This window comes from Rugamonas rubra (genome assembly GCF_900114705.1).
Lineage (GTDB): Bacteria > Pseudomonadota > Gammaproteobacteria > Burkholderiales > Burkholderiaceae_D > Rugamonas > Rugamonas rubra.
On the sequence record NZ_FOTW01000028.1, the window covers coordinates 1 to 16,413 of the forward strand.

14 protein-coding genes and 1 pseudogene are annotated in these 16,413 nt (G+C 62.3%); 8 read left to right on the forward strand and 7 right to left on the reverse strand.

Annotated features, from left to right (window positions below; all coding sequences use genetic code 11):
• On the forward strand, positions 1-326 hold a 326-nt coding region (locus BM252_RS24790; RefSeq protein WP_281249348.1), incomplete at its 5' end, for an IS4 family transposase.
• Here the strand turns inward: BM252_RS24790 and BM252_RS30490 are convergent.
• The 3 genes from BM252_RS30490 to BM252_RS24800 all read right to left on the reverse strand — a co-directional run bounded on the left by BM252_RS30490 (position 306) and on the right by BM252_RS24800 (position 2,593).
• Entirely contained in the window at positions 306-722 is a 417-nt protein-coding gene (locus BM252_RS30490; RefSeq protein WP_139236743.1) for a P-loop NTPase family protein, read from the reverse strand. The two genes, BM252_RS24790 and BM252_RS30490, sit on opposite strands and share 21 nt — an antisense overlap.
• Before the next feature lie 249 nt (positions 723-971).
• Positions 972-1,283, reverse strand: a complete 312-nt coding sequence (locus BM252_RS24795; protein WP_342742548.1) for a RidA family protein — start codon at positions 1,281-1,283, stop codon at positions 972-974.
• 92 nt (positions 1,284-1,375) lie between these two features.
• Complete coding sequence (locus tag BM252_RS24800; RefSeq protein ID WP_093390358.1) at positions 1,376-2,593, reverse strand: RNA-guided endonuclease InsQ/TnpB family protein; 1,218 nt, start codon at positions 2,591-2,593, stop codon at positions 1,376-1,378.
• A 152-nt stretch (positions 2,594-2,745) separates the two neighbouring features.
• Between BM252_RS24800 and BM252_RS32260 the strand changes: the two are divergent.
• Positions 2,746-3,780 (forward strand): annotated as a pseudogene (locus BM252_RS32260) (IS5 family transposase).
• Between the two features lie 291 nt (positions 3,781-4,071).
• On the opposite strand, the gene BM252_RS24810 reads toward BM252_RS32260, so the two are convergent.
• A complete protein-coding gene (locus tag BM252_RS24810; protein WP_093390359.1) occupies positions 4,072-4,395 on the reverse strand; it encodes a hypothetical protein in 324 nt (107 codons plus the stop codon).
• Positions 4,396-4,614: 219 nt separating this feature from the next.
• On the opposite strand from BM252_RS24810, the gene BM252_RS24815 reads away from it, so the two are divergent.
• Positions 4,615-6,810, forward strand: a complete 2,196-nt coding sequence (locus BM252_RS24815) for a heavy metal translocating P-type ATPase (protein ID WP_093390360.1) — start codon at positions 4,615-4,617, stop codon at positions 6,808-6,810.
• A 79-nt stretch (positions 6,811-6,889) separates the two neighbouring features.
• Here the strand turns inward: BM252_RS24815 and BM252_RS24820 are convergent, their stop codons facing one another.
• The 3 genes from BM252_RS24820 to BM252_RS24830 all read right to left on the reverse strand — a co-directional run bounded on the left by BM252_RS24820 (position 6,890) and on the right by BM252_RS24830 (position 8,538).
• A complete protein-coding gene (locus BM252_RS24820) occupies positions 6,890-7,321 on the reverse strand; it encodes an STY0301 family protein (protein ID WP_093390361.1) in 432 nt (143 codons plus the stop codon).
• A gap of 5 nt (positions 7,322-7,326) precedes the next feature.
• On the reverse strand, positions 7,327-7,716 hold the full coding sequence (locus tag BM252_RS24825; protein WP_093390425.1) for a BPSL0067 family protein: 390 nt from the start codon (positions 7,714-7,716) through the stop codon (positions 7,327-7,329).
• Between the two features lie 429 nt (positions 7,717-8,145).
• Complete coding sequence (locus BM252_RS24830) at positions 8,146-8,538, reverse strand: hypothetical protein (RefSeq protein ID WP_093390362.1); 393 nt, start codon at positions 8,536-8,538, stop codon at positions 8,146-8,148.
• A gap of 288 nt (positions 8,539-8,826) precedes the next feature.
• On the opposite strand from BM252_RS24830, the gene BM252_RS24835 reads away from it, so the two are divergent.
• From BM252_RS24835 to narI, 5 genes are all read left to right on the forward strand, one after another.
• Positions 8,827-9,549, forward strand: a complete 723-nt coding sequence (locus BM252_RS24835) for a nitrous oxide reductase accessory protein NosL (protein WP_093390363.1) — start codon at positions 8,827-8,829, stop codon at positions 9,547-9,549.
• A gap of 181 nt (positions 9,550-9,730) precedes the next feature.
• Positions 9,731-13,426, forward strand: a complete 3,696-nt coding sequence (locus BM252_RS24840; RefSeq protein WP_093390364.1) for a nitrate reductase subunit alpha — start codon at positions 9,731-9,733, stop codon at positions 13,424-13,426.
• A gap of 21 nt (positions 13,427-13,447) precedes the next feature.
• On the forward strand, positions 13,448-15,004 hold the full coding sequence (narH, locus tag BM252_RS24845) for a nitrate reductase subunit beta (RefSeq protein WP_093390426.1): 1,557 nt from the start codon (positions 13,448-13,450) through the stop codon (positions 15,002-15,004).
• A gap of 48 nt (positions 15,005-15,052) precedes the next feature.
• Positions 15,053-15,706 (forward strand): nitrate reductase molybdenum cofactor assembly chaperone, encoded by a 654-nt coding sequence (gene narJ / locus BM252_RS24850; protein WP_093390365.1) that lies wholly within the window; start codon positions 15,053-15,055, stop codon positions 15,704-15,706.
• An 11-nt stretch (positions 15,707-15,717) separates the two neighbouring features.
• Positions 15,718-16,401 (forward strand): respiratory nitrate reductase subunit gamma, encoded by a 684-nt coding sequence (narI, locus tag BM252_RS24855; protein ID WP_093390366.1) that lies wholly within the window; start codon positions 15,718-15,720, stop codon positions 16,399-16,401.
• Positions 16,402-16,413: the final 12 nt, after the last annotated feature.

Here is a 16,413-nt window from a genome sequence, read left to right on the forward strand (position 1 = left end):
ACAATATCGAGCGCGCGTTGGCATTGTTCATGGTCGTGGCGTGGCGCATCGCCCACTTGATGCGCCTGGGCCGCATCTGTCCGGATCTGGACGCGGGCCTGTTCTTTGATCCTGACGAAATCCGCGGAGCCTACCTGCTCACGAAGGAGCGACGGCCGGATCGACCTCCGACCCTGAACGAAGTCTTGCGACTGATCGCCCGCGTCGGCGGATTCTTGGGGCGAAAAGGCGACGGCGATCCAGGAGTGAAAACGATTTGGCAGGGGATTCAGGAAGTGCGCGTGGCCGCACTAACGATAAAAGCGCTACGCGAGGAAGCCGAGTGACTTGTGTATAAACCTATGGGGATAAGGAAGTGAGGTCGGATCTGGCCCACCCCTGCCAGTCAGCAAGGAATGAACCTCTTTGTAGACATTGTTGGGCGAAAAGAACTGAATAACCACATTGGTATCGAGGCCAAACTGCCGGGCAATGTCCTTCAGAACGTTCAGATTGGGTTCCTTACGAGTTTTCTCCGCACGAATGCCGTTTTGCAAATTCTCAAACTGCTTTTGTTGTCGTGGTAACTCGATATTGCAAGGCAAGGGTGAGTAGTACACAACCAGGGTGTCGCGATAGTTGGTGCAGTCGGCTCCCATGTCGTCTGAGTCCAAGACGCTGGAAATTATCGATGATAGCATCCGCGTTTTCCCTGCTCCGTTCGGGCCGACTACCAGGGTCATGGACGTTGCCTTGAAGATGTTCAGGGTGGGGTTGTCGCAGACCTCTTGCGGAACTAATTGGACAGGCCCGGCGAATGTTTGTATGGTTTTTATCATGGTTACGTGGCACAGGAAGAGGCAGCTCGCCAGAAGGGCAAAACTGACTCATTCTGCAATAGATATTTTCATAATTCAATAGCGCTTCCGCCAGCTAGCGGGTGATCTGCCAGATCGGACTGGTGTAAGGCGACGATTGTTGTCGCCTCGACCTCAAATAGCATGTCCTGCAGCACTAGGTGTGGCACGGAAATCAACGTGTAGGGCCGGCGCCATGTCGCTCAAGATGGCGCGCAGGGCGGCACTGAAGATGGCGAGCCGCTCCTCGCTGTGGTGGACGATCAGCGCGGTGACCTTGACCACGTCGGCCGCCGCCAGCGCGGTGCGCAGGTTGGCCAGCGCCTGCTGCACCTGTTCGGCGAAGTCGGGCGACAGCTCGCCGCCCTGGCCGGCGACGTAGACCAGCCGGGTCGACGTTGTCGCCTCGACGACGTGGGTATAGCAATTCGGCCGGGGATCGAACAGGGCGGGCGGATTGGTGAAAGTGTGCGGACCGGACCGAGGCCACTGTAAAACTTGACATCCTCCCTTCCCTGAAGGAAGGGATTCCTACGGCGCTAGGCGGTGGTTTGCTTAGTCGCTTCGGTGGGTTCCTGCTTCACAGGGCGGCCTGACTGCGCCGGCTCTCCACAGGCTAACAAGCGGTATCCCCGCTCTAACACATTGATCGCGCCGACCACATCGGCGTGATTTTCATAGCCGCATTCGACGCACAAGAATTTCGCCCGTGTTCGCCGATTGTCTTTTGATATGTGGCCGCAGCGCGGGCAAGTGCGACTGGTGTTGTGCGACGGTACGGCCAGCAGCACGCCGCCGTTCCACGCCAGCTTGTAGCCGAGTTGCCGTCTGAACTCGCCCCAGCCTTGGTCGAGAATGGCGCGATTCAGGCCGGACTTCTGTTTCACCATCCTGCCGGGCTGTTCGCAGTCGCCTCTGGAAGACTTGGACATGTTCCGCACCTGCAAATCCTCAATGCAGACGAGCGCGTGGATTTTGCTGATCGTCGTTGTGGTCTTGTGCAGGAAGTCTTTGCGGGCGTTGGCGATGCCGATGTGAATCCTCTGGACGCGGGCTTTCGCCTTCTTCCAATTGCTGCTGAACTTGACCTTGCGGCTCATGCGGCGCTGGTAGCGGGCAAGCCGTTGCTGGTGCTTCTTGAAGCTATTGAGCGGCGCGATGAAACTCGCGTCGCTCAGCGTGGCGAAGCGGGCAATGCCGACGTCGATACCGATGGCGGCAGTCGCCGTCGGCAGGGGGTGCTCGAGCTCGCGCCGCGTTTGAATCGACACAAACCATTTGCCGCCCGACCGGCTCACGGTGGCGTTGCGCAGTTCGCCGAGAACCTCCCGGCTGTTGCGATAACGCAGCCAGCCCAGTTTGGGAAGAAAGAGACGGCTGTTGGCCTGGTCGAGTTTGATCTGCTTCGGGTCGGGGTAACGGAAGGCATCGCCAGTGCCCTTGCGTTTGAAGCGCGGGAAATCGGCGCGTTTGGCGAAAAAATTCTTGTAGGCTTTGTCCAAGTCTTTCAAGGCATGCTGCAACGGATGACAAGGCGCATTTTTGAGCCACGGCGTGTCAAGGCCGTTGCGCCATTCGGTAAGATGCTTCGCCATCGCCACGTAGCCGATGAACTTATTGCCCGCCTGGTAGTTCTCTATTTGGACCGCCAGCGCCTTGTTGTAGACGAACCGGCACGACCCGGCGAAGCGGCGCATATCGCGTTGCTGTCCACCGTCAGGCATCAGTTCGTATTGGTAGGCTTGTAGGCGCTGCATCCTTAAATTATAGTTTGGTCTACGAATAATGAAAGCGATATTCGCCACGGTAGCCACTGCGTTTCCCTTATGTCCACCTCAACAAACTACCGCTCGCCGGCCTACCTCGGTAAAGTTCTGATATCGACCATGACCAACGAGTAGCCTCGATGATGAAACCTCGGATCAGCCTGTTTGCAGAACATGGGGCGTGAAGATCGGTGCTCCAAGATCGGTAATCCACTGGTCGGTTTAACCAAACATGTTGACCTCGAGGCGCTGGCCGGCGGCATCGACGCCGCCGCACCGAGGTCATCGCGCGCCAATGGCGGTCGTCCGCCGTATCCGAATGTATTGATGGTCAAGATCCTGGTGCTCCAGCCAGCAGCTTTACAACTTGGCTGACGACGCGCTGGAGTATCAGTTGCTCGACCGCCGTAGCTTCCTGCAATTTCTGGATCTGCCCGAGAGTAGCAGCATCCCCGACGCCAAGACGACATGGCTGTTTCGCGACCGCCTGGCCCAGGCCGGCGCCGGCACGCTGGTGTTCGAGCAGGTCCTACAGCAATTGCAAAAACATGGCTACATGGCGCGCTGCGGTCAAATCGTTGATGCCTCGTTGGTGCCGGCGCCAGTGCAACGCAACAAGCGCGACGTGGCCGACACCGTCAAAGAGGGCACCATGCCCATAACTTGGAAACATCACAAACGGGCGCAAAAAGATGTCGATGCGCGCTGGACCTAAAAGCACGGTAAATCGCACTTCGGCTACAAGCTGCACGCCAGCGTGGACAAGCGCTACAAGCTCATCCGCAAAATCGCCGTCACCAACGCCGCCGTGGCCGACACCACCGTCTTCGAGGCCCTGCTCGATTCGAGCAACACCAGCAAAGCGCTGTACGCCGACCGGGGCTACCCCAGCGCAGAACGCGAAAGCGCACTCAAACAGGCCGGCTGGCAGGTCCACATCCAACGCCGGGGCTACGCCACTAAAGGTATTTCTCGCCGCGAAGAAGCGGCGCAACCGCAGCATCGCCAAGCCGCGCGCCCGCGTCGAGCATGTGTTCGGCGCGCTGGCGCAGATGGGCGGAAAACTCGTGCGATGCCTGGGCATCGTACCCACCACCTTCGCGTTGCATCTCAAAACGGCCAGCTACAACTTGAAGCGCCTCGTCTTCTTGAAAGAGCGCGGGCTTGCACCGTTCTAAAACGGGGGAAATCCGCGGGGAAGTGCAGTTTTCCAGTTGTTTGATCAGGTTGCGCGCTCACCAGCGCCTATTCCGATCAGCCGCGTGATCTATTTTTTGGCTGCCCTCGACGACGGCTGGCAGGTGTTGTTCCTTCATGGCGTTACGAAAGCTAGTTGTTCGAGATGGCCTAAAGTCAAAGGCGAGGACGGCTCGGCCGTCCGCGCTCTCCCCCCCCGCCCTGAAGGGCGAGGTTTGCAGCGCAACTGATCAAGCCGACTTGAGGTCAAGCACATTTTCACCGCCGGGCGGCTAGCCGATCTTCAGCGCCTTCTTCTGGATCTCCTCGTCCAGCTTTTCCTTGATCTTGGCGGCGATCTTCTCCTCGATGGCTTGGCGGTCGGCCGCCGACATGTTCGCCAAATCGCTTTCCTTCAGCCCCATCGAACTCAGCACCGACGCGCGCATGCGCTGGGCCGGGGTCATCTTGGCGTAGGCCGCCAGTTCGGCCGCCGGCCCCGATTCGGCCGCCGTGGCCGCCGCCATGAAGGAGCCGAAGCTGACGCCTTTATTGGACGATTTGACGCTGACCGAGGCCGGCGCGGCGTTGTTGTCATTGATTGCCTGAATTTTCATATGTTCTCCCTATTGGTGGTGGATGGTGGCACATGCCACGCCGGCACTCTGCGGCGTGCGCTGCTTAGCGGGGGGCGGCGGATACTTCATGGCCGCGGCGGCCGCAGGCATTATTATCATAGCGCAAATCTTTCCATGATTAAACTTTTGCCGTTCTTGCCAGAAAGTACGCGCCGAAAGACTTACAATGGGCCTTGACCCTAGACACCGGAGTAGCGCATGAGCGACAGCGACTGCAGCCATTGTGATTGTTCCAGCGCCGCCGGCGCGCCCGCCGCCGCGCCGCCTTCGCCGGCCGGCGCCGTCGCCGTCGCCGGCAGCGCGCAATACCGCATCGACAATATGGACTGCCCGACCGAGGAGGCGCTGATCCGCGCCAAGCTGGCCACCGTGGCCGGCGTGAGCGGCCTCGACTTCAACCTGATGCAGCGCACGCTGACCGTCAAGCACAGCCTGGATTCGCTGCACACCGTGGAGGCGGCGCTGGACGCCATCGACATGCGGGCGCAGCGCCTCGACACGCTGGCCGCGCCGACCGACGCCGCGCCGCCGGCCAAGGCGCCGTGGTGGCCGATGGCGTTGGCCGGCGTGTGCGCGCTGGCCTCGGAGACGGCGCACTGGATCATCGGCGACGACCATTGGCTGGTGGTCGCGTTGGCGCTGGCGGCCATCGCCGGTGCCGGGCTGTCGACCTACAAGAAGGGCTGGATCGCGCTGAAGAACCGCGAGCTCAACATGAACGCGCTGATGTCGGTTGCCGTCACCGGCGCCGTGCTGATCGGCCACTGGCCCGAGGCGGCCATGGTGATGTTCCTGTTCGCCCTGGCCGAGCTGATCGAAGCCCGCTCGCTCGACCGCGCGCGCGACGCCATCCGCAGCCTGCTCGACTTGGCGCCGCAGACGGCCACCGTGCAGCAGCCCGACGGCGCCTGGCTGGAGACGCCGGCCAGCGCCGTGGCGGTGGGCGCCGTGGTGCGCCTGCGGCCCGGCGAACGCATCGCCCTCGACGGCGTGGTAAGCAGCGGCCGCTCGAGCGTCAACCAGGCGCCGATCACCGGCGAAAGCCTGCCGGTCGACAAGGCCGAGGGCGACAGCGTGTTCGCCGGCACCATCAACCAGAGCGGCTCCTTCGAGTTCCGCGTGACGGCCGAGGCCGGCAACTCGGCGCTGGCGCGCATCGTCCAGGCGGTCGAATCGGCCCAGGGCAGCCGCGCGCCGACGCAGCGCTTCGTCGACAGCTTCGCCCGCGTCTACACGCCGTCCGTGGTGGTCGGCGCGCTGCTGCTGGCGCTGCTGCCGCCGCTGTTGTTCGGCGGCGAGTGGCTGGACTGGGCCTACCGCGCGCTGGTGGTGCTGGTGATCGCCTGCCCGTGCGCGCTGGTGATATCGACACCGGTGACCATCGTCAGCGGGCTGGCGGCGGCCGCCCGCAAGGGCATCCTGGTCAAGGGCGGCGTGTATCTGGAGGAGGGCCGCAAGCTGCGCGTGCTGGCGCTCGACAAGACCGGCACCATCACCTACGGCAAGCCGGCGCAGACCGACTTCGTCGTGCTCGGCGGCGACGCCGGGCAGATCCGCAGCTATGCCGCCAGCCTGGCGGCGCGCTCCGACCATCCGGTGTCGCTGGCCATCGCCCAGGCGGCGCTCGCCGACGGCGTCGCGGCGCAGCCGGTGGACGAGTTCGCCGCCATCGCCGGCCGGGGCGTGCGCGGCAGCATCGCCGGCCGCTTGTACCAGTTGGGCAACCACCGGTTGATCGAGGAGCTGGGCCTGTGCTCGCCGGCCATCGAGGCGCAGCTGTTCGCGCTGGAGCGGCAGGGCAAGACGGCGGTGATGTTGGCCGACGAGGGCGGCGTGCTCGCCATCTTCGCCGTCGCCGACACCGTGCGCGAAACCAGCCGGCAAGCCATCGCCGACCTGCACACGCTGGGCGTGCGCACCTTGATGCTGTCCGGCGACAACACGCAGACGGCCGAGGCCATCGCCAAGCTGGTCGGCATCGACGAGGCCAGCGGCAACCTGCTGCCCGAGGACAAGCTGGCCAAAATCGGCGCGCTGCAGGCGGACGCGGGTGGTGGCTTGGTCGGCATGGTCGGCGACGGCATCAACGACGCCCCGGCGCTGGCGCGCGCCCATATCGGCTTCGCCATGGGCGCGGTCGGCGCCGACTCGGCCATCGAAACGGCCGACGTGGCGTTGATGGACGACGACCTGCGCAAGATTCCCGCCTTCATCCGCCTGTCGCGCGCCACGGCGCGCGTGCTGACGCAGAACATCGCCCTGGCGCTGGGCATCAAGGCGGTGTTCCTGGTGCTCACTTTCACCGGCCAGGCGACCATGTGGATGGCCGTGTTCGCCGACATGGGCGCGAGCTTGCTGGTGGTGGCGAACGGCTTGCGGCTGCTGCGCAGGTAGGGCGGGGCGGGTTAGTAGTGGTCGGCAGCGCGGACTGGCGAGTGGCAGTCGCCGACGGCAATAGCAGCGGAGAAATTCCTTATTTGCAAACGATATCGAACACGTTTTGACCCGCCTTTTCGCCTTTCCTGCCGGTTACGGCGCATTCCTTCGTGTCGTCATCAAGGCGCTTCGACAGCGAGAATTCGTTGAGCATGCCGTAGTCGCACTGGAACCATTTTCCTTCAGGGAATGGCCCTTCCAGACTGTACCGATAAGCCCATTCGGACTTCGTCTTGCGGATCCGCTCTCCCATTTGCGTGCCTAGCCGTTCGGGAGGGCCGTCGGTAGGCGCGGCGTCATGCAAGAACAGCGGCGCCGATATGAATGTTTTCCAGCCGGGGCGCGTATCAATCATCTTCAAGGACGACACCGGAATCTCAGACGGACATTCGACGCGTTGAATCGCGCCAATGGCGTGTGGCGCCAGCAGCGAGGCGAGTATCGGCAATGCAATGTGGGGAAAGCGCATGGTACTCACTCGATGACGGAGTAAGCGTCGGCATTTTCTGTCGGCCGAATACAGTTGCCCTTCTTGTCCTTGCCCAGGCTTCGGATGAATCGCTTCGAGATCTTTTGCTTCGTTTCCATATTGGGCCACTGATCCAAGAGGTAGATGCCATCCGAAACTTGACCGAGGTAGAACGCCGAATGGTTGCCGTGCGCCTTGCCGGGCCACTTGCCGTCCACGAAGGTGGCGACTGCGGTGCCTTCCGCCAGGTTCTTGTTGCCAAGTACTTTAGCACCTTCCCGCCAAGCCGCAGTATTCGGCGCTCTGGTGAAGTGTCGTATCAAGGTGACGCATTCAAAGTCGCCGATTTTGTCCTTCAGTTCCAGTTTGCGGGCATCAGAGTAGACATATGACATGGCGATCTCCATTGGGGGACGAAGAGTTCATCGTCCAACTTTGATCGTCTACTAGTATTGATTTTCAGCAATTGGAAATATCCAGCGGTTCCAGAAACAACGGAAATATCGAGGTTGGAAGACAGTGCACGTCTGCGTAGGCTGGCTATGCCAGCGGTTGCGGTAGTCGGCGCCGGATGAGAGAATCCCCAAAATGGATACCATGAACGGCCTTCCCGTAACCGCTGCCGTTGTCGCATGGGCCTGGGAGCGCGGTACATTGAGCTAGACTTCCGGCGCGACTACGAACAGCGATTTGACGATGTTCAGCTGGCTGAGTACCTGAACATTAAACCCAAGTCGACCAGCGGGGATTCATGGAGCAAGCAAGCAGGGTAAGCATTTTTTAGCTACGCCGCAAGATGTAAAGCAAGAACGTGGTCGAGGTTTTTATGCGAACTGCAACAGCTCTCCGTCCACATCAAACGCCAAAAACCGCCCCAACTGCCCATCCTGAATCGCCTGAATCGCGGTTTTGAACGCGCCCTCGACCGCGTTGTCATCCGGCAGCACTCCGCCGACGCCGGACAGGCTGGTCACCAGCACCACATCCCAATCCACCTTCATGTATTTGGACTCGTCCACCAGATTGGCGAAAGTGTCCAGCTCGCCGACCTGCTTGTCGACGCAGACCACCGGCACCAGCGTCTTGCGGCGCGGCGCGCCCTGCGGCGCCTCGGAGGCCGGTTCGGCCTCGGCCTTGGTGAAAACGAACAGCAAGCGCTGCGGCTGGGACTGGGTGGCGGCGGCGACCAGCAGGTCGGAGAAGTTGGCGATGTTCATGTGTCTATCCTAAAAATAATAGTGTCGCACGGGCCGCAACGGCGCGGCCCGGCATTGGAACGGCAGGTGGCGCGTTCCCCACCCGCATGTATAACCCGCCGCCGCATGCCTGCCTATAGGCGGAAGTGACTAGTTCCACCGCGTTTAGACCTGGCGCCGCCTCGTCCTTCCGGCACGATGCCGTTTGGAAATACCTTGACCTGGGTCATGTCGCCGTCGCGCCGTCGTCGCGACAATGCATGGGATGGAAGCGGTGTCTGCGCCGACCATTAATTGAGGAGAGCGGCAATGAATTTCGAATACAACAGCGGCATCAGCATGGCCTTGCAATTGGCCACGGTGGCGGGCGCCTTGGTGCTGGCCTTGCACGGCACGTCGATGTTGCCGGCCGAGCCGGTCGCCGCCGACGTCGCGGGCGCCGGCGCGCCCACCGCCTCCTGCACGTCGACACAGGCCGAGGCGCAGGACCAGGCCGCCAGGCGGAACGACGGTGTTCAAATGCCAACCTTGCTGACCGGGCCGCGCAACGCGGAGGTCGGCGTCGCCGGCGCAACTGCCGCCTTGTCCGATTCCGATTCCGATTCCGATTCCGATTCCGACTCCGATGCCGACGCCCAGGCCGACGTGGCGGCCGGCTCCGCCGCCAATGACCAACAAGACGATACGGCCGCCAGCGGCAAGATCCAATATGACAGCGGCCTGCCGGTCCCGCACCGCAGCCTGGCGCAGATGTTCGCCACCCTGGCCTCGCCGGAGCAGCCGGGCAGCATCCGTGCCCAGCTGATGCGCGACGCCGGCATCCCCGGCCGCTGGTTCGCCGCCGGGCGGGCGCACTATATTTTGCACGCCGACCAGAACGGCGGCGAGCCGCAAATCGCCGCCTACGCCGACCGCGATCAGTCCGACGATTGCGGCCGCGCCAGTGGCGGCGGCCTGCTCAACTACCAGCAGGTGTTGGCGCAATCGCACTATTCCCCTACATCGCGCCAGTCTTCCCCTACATCGCATTAATCGACGCAACTAGTCACAAGGGACTAGCCAGTTCTAGTCCTTTTCCCACCCCTCGCAAGACTTCTTGCCGATTCACACTAAACCCCCCGCTGCGTAGACTGTTTCCATCGACGGCCCCATGCATGTTGCGTGGGGAGGTGTTCATTTCCTGGTACCAGTACGGTGCAAGTGAGGAGGCAGCATGAGTCATTTTCTGGATCGTCTGAATTTTTTCAGCAAAACCACATCGACTTTTTCGGACGGCCACGGCGCCGTCGTGAACGAGGATAGAACGTGGGAAAACGCTTACCGCCAACGTTGGCAGCACGACAAAGTCGTGCGTTCGACCCACGGCGTCAACTGCACCGGTTCGTGCAGCTGGAAGGTATATGTCAAGAACGGCCTGATCACCTGGGAAACCCAGCAGACCGACTATCCGCGCACCCGCCCGGACCTGCCCAACCACGAGCCGCGCGGCTGCCCTCGTGGCGCCAGCTATTCCTGGTACGTCTACTCGGCGCAGCGCGTCAAGTATCCGATGATCCGTGGCCGTCTGATGGACATGTGGCGCGAAGCGCGCAAGACCATGGACCCGGTCACCGCCTGGGAATACATCAGCCAGGACCCGGAACGTTCCAAACAATATAAATCGATTCGCGGCCTGGGCGGTTTTGTACGTGCCACCTGGGACGAGAGCAACGAGATGATCGCCGCCGCCAACGCGTTGACGATCAAGAAATACGGCCCGGACCGCATCGTCGGCTTCTCGCCGATTCCCGCCATGTCGATGGTCAGCTACGCGGCCGGTACGCGCTACCTGTCGCTGATCGGCGGCGTGGCCCTGAGCTTCTACGACTGGTACTGCGATTTGCCACCAGCCAGCCCGCAGGTGTGGGGCGAACAGACCGACGTGCCGGAATCGGCCGACTGGTACAACTCCACCTTCCTGATGGTCTGGGGTTCGAACGTGCCGATGACGCGCACGCCGGACGCCCACTTCTACACGGAAGTGCGCTACAAGGGCACCAAGACGGTCGCCGTGTCGTCCGACTTTGGCGAAATGGCCAAGTTCGGCGACATCTGGCTGGCACCGAAGCAGGGCACCGACGCCGCGCTGGCGATGGCCATGGGTCACGTGATCCTGAAGGAATACCACACCAACAGCCAGTCGCAGTACTTCAAGGACTACGCCAAGCAGTACACCGACTTCCCGATGCTGGTCTTGCTGCGCGAGCAAAACGGCACCCTGGCGCCGGAATACTTCCTGCGCGCCTCGCACCTGGCCAACAACCTCGACGAAACCAACAATCCTGACTGGAAAACCCTGGTCATCGACGAGGCCAGCGGCGAGATCGTCGCGCCGGCCGGTTCGATCGGCTTCCGTTGGGGCGAGTCGGGCAAGTGGAATCTGGAAATGAAGCAGGGCAGCAACAACAAGCCGGTCGATCCGCTGTTGTCGCTGATCGGCTGCAGCGACGAGGTGGTGCCGGTCGGCTTCGCCTACTTCGGCGGCAAAGACGCCAGCGATCTGCTGATGCGTAACGTGCCGGTCAAGCGTTTGACCCTGGCCGATGGCAGCAGCGTGCTGGTCGCCACGGTGTTCGACTTGACGCTGGCCAACTACGGCATCGACCGTGGCCTGGGCGGCGGCAACGTTGCCACCAGCTACGAGGACGACATTCCTTACACGCCACAATGGCAGGTCAAGCACACCGGCGTGAAAGCTGCCGATGTGATCACCGTGGCGCGCCAGTTCGCGCAGAACGCCGACCAGACCCGTGGTAAGAGCATGGTCATCGTCGGTGCCGCGCTGAACCACTGGTATCACATGGACATGACTTATCGCGGCATCATCAACATGCTGATGATGTGCGGTTGCGTCGGCCAATCGGGCGGCGGCTGGGCTCACTATGTGGGCCAGGAAAAACTGCGTCCGCAAACCGGCTGGACCCCGCTGGCCTTCGCACAGGACTGGAACCGTCCTATGCGCCAGATGAACGGCACCTCCTTCTTCTACGCCCACACCAGCCAGTGGCGCCACGAGAAGCTGCACACCGAAGAGATCTCCTCGCCGACCTGCGGCCCGGACGTCGCTCCGATGACGCTGCTCGACTACAACGCCAAGGCCGAGCGCATGGGCTGGTTGCCGTCGGCACCGCAGCTGCAAACCAATCCGCTGGAGGTGGCCCGCGCCGCGGCCGAGTCCGGCCAGGACATCGGCGCCTACGCCGTGCAACAGATCAAGGCAGGCAAGCTGGAGTTCTCCTGCGACGATCCGGACAATCCGGCCAACTTCCCGCGCAATATGTTTGTCTGGCGTTCGAACATCCTGGGCAGCTCGGGCAAGGGCCACGAGTACTTCCTCAAGTACCTGCTCGGCACGCAAAACGCGCTGATGAGCAACGAGGACGATTGCATCAAGCCGCGCGACGTCAAGGTGCGTCCGGCCGCCGAAGGCAAGCTGGACCTGCTGGTGGTGTTGGACTTCCGCATGTCGACCACCTGCCTGTACGGCGACATCGTGTTGCCGACCGCCACCTGGTACGAGAAGGACGATCTGAACACCTCGGACATGCACCCCTTCATCCACCCGCTGTCGGAAGCCGTGCAACCGCTGTGGCAGTCCAAGTCGGACTGGGAGATCTACAAGGGTATCGCCGAGAAGTTCAGCGAAATCGGCGGCGCCTACCTGGGCACGCAAAAAGACGTGGTCTTGACCCCGTTGATGCACGACACCCCGGGCGAACTGGGCCAACCTTTCGATCCGAAAGACTGGCGCGCCGGCGAGTGCGAGCCGATTCCGGGCAAGACCATGCCGAACTTCACCGTGATCGAGCGCGACTACACGCAGATCCACAAGAAGTTCACCTCGATCGGTCCTTTGCTGGAAAAACTCGGCAACGGCGGCAAGGGCATCGGTTGGAAAACCGGCCACGAGGTCGAAGTGCTGCGCGGCGTCAACCGCACGGTGATCGAGGAGGGCGTCTCCAAGGGCCAGCCACGCCTGAACACGGCGATCGACGCGGCGGAGATGATCCTGTCGCTGGCACCGGAAACCAACGGCCACGTCGCCGTCAAGGCCTGGGCGGCGCTGTCGGAAATCACCGGCCGCGACCACACCCACCTGGCCCTGCCACGCGAGCACGACACCATCCGCTTCCGCGACGTGCAAGCCCAGCCGCGCAAGATTATCTCCTCGCCAACCTGGTCGGGCCTGGAATCGGAAGAGGTCAGCTACAACGCCTGCTACACCAACGTGCATGAACTGATCCCTTGGCGCACCCTGACCGGCCGTCAGCAGTTCTACCAGGATCACCGCTGGATGCGTGATTTTGGCGAGGGTTTGTGCGTCTACAAGCCGGCAATCAACACCAAGACGACGGCGGCCATGTTGGGCGCCCAACCGAACGGCAACAAGGAGATCGCGCTCAACTTCATCACGCCGCACCAGAAGTGGGGTATCCACTCGACCTACTCGGACAATCTGCGCATGCTGACCCTGTCGCGCGGCGGGCCCCACGTGTGGCTGTCGGAGACCGACGCCAAGGCGGCCGGCATCGTCGACAACGACTGGATCGAGGTGTTCAACGTCAACGGCACGCTGACCGCACGGGCCATCGTCAGCCAGCGCGTACCGGAAGGCATGACCTTGATGTACCACGCCCAGGAGAAGATCATCAACGTGCCTGGCGCGGAGATGTCCGGCATGCGCGGCGGTATCCACAACTCGGTCACCCGGGCCGTGACCAAGCCGACCCACATGATCGGCGGATATGCGCAACTGTCGTGGGGCTTCAACTACTACGGCACGGTCGGCTCGAACCGCGATGAGTTTGTGCTGGTGCGCAAGATGAACAAAGTCGAGTGGCTGGAAGGCCCCTTGGTGGCCAAGGCCTAACAGTCAAGATTGGAGTACAGCATGAAAATTAGAGCGCAAATCGGCATGGTGTTGAACCTGGACAAGTGCATCGGCTGCCATACCTGTTCGGTCACCTGCAAGAACGTCTGGACCAGCCGCGACGGCGTCGAGTACGCCTGGTTCAACAACGTGGAAACCAAGCCCGGCATCGGCTATCCGAAGCAGTGGGAAAACCAGGAGAAGTGGAACGGCGGCTGGCGCCGCACGGCCGGCGGCAAGATCGAGCCGCGCCAGGGCAGCCGTTTGAAAATCCTCGCCAACATCTTCGCCAACCCGAACCTGCCGCAGATCGACGAGTACTACGAGCCGTTCACCTACGACTACGAGCGCCTGCAGAACGCGCCGCTGTCGGAAACGCCACCGACGGCGCGGCCGATCTCCGTGATCACCGGCAAGAAGATGGACAAGATCGAATGGGGCCCGAACTGGGAGGACGATCTGGGCGGCGAGTTCGCCAAGCGTAGCCAGGACAAGTTGTTCGACAATATGCAGAAGGAGATGTACGGCACCTTCGAGAACACCTTCATGATGTACCTGCCGCGTCTGTGCGAGCACTGCCTGAACCCGACCTGCGTGGCCTCGTGCCCGTCCGGTTCGGTGTACAAGCGCGAGGACGACGGCATCGTGCTGATCGACCAGGACAAGTGCCGCGGCTGGCGCATGTGCATCTCCGGCTGCCCGTACAAGAAGATCTACTACAACTGGTCTTCCGGCAAGGCCGAGAAGTGCACCTTCTGCTACCCGCGTATCGAAGCGGGCCAGCCGACGGTGTGCTCGGAGACCTGCGTCGGCCGCATCCGCTACCTGGGTGTGCTGCTGTACGACGCCGACAAGATCGAAGCGGCGGCCTCGGTGGCCGACGAGCGCGACCTGTATCCCTCGCAGCTCGGTTTGTTCCTCGACCCGCACGATCCTGCCATTATCGAAGAGGCCCGTCGCCAGGGCATCCCGGACAGCTGGCTGGAGTCGGCCAAGCGTTCGCCGGTGTACAAGATGGCGGTCGAATGGAAGGTGGCCTTCCCGCTGCACCCGGAATACCGCACGCTGCCGATGGTCTGGTACATCCCGCCGCTGTCGCCTATCCAGGCGGCCGCCGAGTCGGGCCAGATGGGCATGAACGGCATTCTGCCGGACACCCAGAGCCTGCGCATTCCGGTGCAATACCTGGCCAACCTGCTGACGGCGGGCGACCAGGCGCCGGTGATCAAGGCGCTGGACCGCATGCTGGCGATGCGTGCCTACATGCGCGGCAAGAGCGTCGAGAAGATCGAACGCCTGGACGTGCTGCAACAGGTCGGTCTGAGCAAGGACATGGTCGAGGACATGTACCACATCATGGCCATCGCCAACTATGAGGACCGCTTCGTCATTCCAAGCAGCCACAAGGAAATGGCAGAGGACAGCTTCAACGAGAAGGGCAGTTGCGGCTTTAGCTTCGGCAACGGTTGCTCGGACGGCGTCTCGGACACCAGCCTGTTCGGCAAGCGCAAGCATGGTTCGGCGATCTTCATGTCGATGCCGAAGTCGCGCAAGAAGAAGGAAGCGTTGGACGTGTAATGGCACGTTTGATCCGCGCCACTTCGACTTGACCACCAAGGAACCATCATGAAAAGCTATAAAATTTTGTCCGCGCTGTTGCAGTACCCGGAGCCGGAGCTGATCGCCGCGCTGCCCGAGCTGGAGCTGGCGCTGGCCGAGCGGCCCGAGTGGCAGGCGCGGCTGCGCAAGCTGTTCGCCCACCTGAACAGTGAAACTTTGATCGATTTGCAACAACAGTATGTGATGACCTTCGACCGCAACCCGTCGCAGTCGCTGCACCTGTTCGAGCACATCCACGGCGAATCGCGCGACCGCGGCCAGGCCATGGTCGACCTGCTGGCCGAGTACCGCGCCCACGGCATGGACATGGTCGGCAACGACCTGCCCGACTACGTGCCGCTGTTCCTCGAGTTCCTCTCGATGCAGGACGAGGAGGAGGCGCTGCGCCTGTTGGGCGACGCCATCCACGTGCTGGCCCACATCGGCCGCAAGCTGGCCGCCAACGGCAGCACTTACTCGGCGGTGTTCGACATCCTCGAGGCGGTCTGCCCGGTCAAGGCCGAGGTGTTGGAGGAGCCGCCGGTGCGCGACATGGACGAGGCGCTGGAAACCTTCGGCCCCGGCGCCGACGGCGTCGAGCCGCTGCTCAAGACCATGCCGGGCGGCGCGCATCCGATCAACTTTTATCCCAAGGCTGCGGTAGCGCCGCAGCGTGCTTGAAGGAGACTATCGTGGACTATCTGCATCAATTTCTGTTCGGGATCTATCCCTACATCGCCCTGGCCATCTTCCTGCTGGGTAGCTTGATCCGCTTCGACCGCGAGCAATACACGTGGAAGTCGGAATCGAGCCAGACGCTGCACACCGGCATGTTGCGCCTGGGCAGCCCGCTGTTCCACGTCGGTGTGCTGGGCCTGTTCTTCGGCCACGCCGTCGGCCTGCTGACCCCGGTCGGCGTGTGGGACGCGCTGGGCATCGAACACGGCACCAAGCAACTGGTGGCGATGGTCGCCGGTGGCGTGATGGGCTCGCTGGCCCTGATCGGTCTGCTGATGTTGCTGGCACGCCGTTTCAGCAACGACCGCATCCGCGCCGTCACCACCTTCAAGGACAAGATCGTGCTGCTGTGGATACTGGCCACCTTGCTGTTGGGCTTGTCGTCGATCGTCAGCTCGGCCGGCCACATGGACGGCCACATGATGGTCCTGCTGATGAACTGGGCGCAACACGTGGTCACCTTCCGTGGCGACGCCGCCGGTTTCATCGAAGCCGCACCGCTGGTGTTCAAGCTGCACCTGTTCATGGGCATGTCGCTGTTCGTCATCTTCCCGTTCACCCGTCTGGTGCACGTGTGGAGCGGCTTCGGCGCCGTCACCTACCTGGGCCGCGCATTCCAACTGGTGCGTTCGCGCTGATCTGAACTGAGC

Coding starts and splice junctions, on each gene's coding strand:
- BM252_RS24840 (WP_093390364.1), top strand. CDS start 9,731: ATGAGTCATTTTCTGGATCGTCTGAATTTTTTCAGCAAAACCACATCG.
- BM252_RS30490 (WP_139236743.1), bottom strand. CDS start 722: ATGACCCTGGTAGTCGGCCCGAACGGAGCAGGGAAAACGCGGATGCTA.
- BM252_RS24815 (WP_093390360.1), top strand. CDS start 4,615: ATGAGCGACAGCGACTGCAGCCATTGTGATTGTTCCAGCGCCGCCGGC.
- BM252_RS24830 (WP_093390362.1), bottom strand. CDS start 8,538: ATGAACATCGCCAACTTCTCCGACCTGCTGGTCGCCGCCGCCACCCAG.
- BM252_RS24825 (WP_093390425.1), bottom strand. CDS start 7,716: ATGTCATATGTCTACTCTGATGCCCGCAAACTGGAACTGAAGGACAAA.
- narH (WP_093390426.1), top strand. CDS start 13,448: ATGAAAATTAGAGCGCAAATCGGCATGGTGTTGAACCTGGACAAGTGC.
- BM252_RS24835 (WP_093390363.1), top strand. CDS start 8,827: ATGAATTTCGAATACAACAGCGGCATCAGCATGGCCTTGCAATTGGCC.
- BM252_RS24820 (WP_093390361.1), bottom strand. CDS start 7,321: ATGCGCTTTCCCCACATTGCATTGCCGATACTCGCCTCGCTGCTGGCG.
- BM252_RS24800 (WP_093390358.1), bottom strand. CDS start 2,593: ATGCAGCGCCTACAAGCCTACCAATACGAACTGATGCCTGACGGTGGA.
- narJ (WP_093390365.1), top strand. CDS start 15,053: ATGAAAAGCTATAAAATTTTGTCCGCGCTGTTGCAGTACCCGGAGCCG.
- BM252_RS24810 (WP_093390359.1), bottom strand. CDS start 4,395: ATGAAAATTCAGGCAATCAATGACAACAACGCCGCGCCGGCCTCGGTC.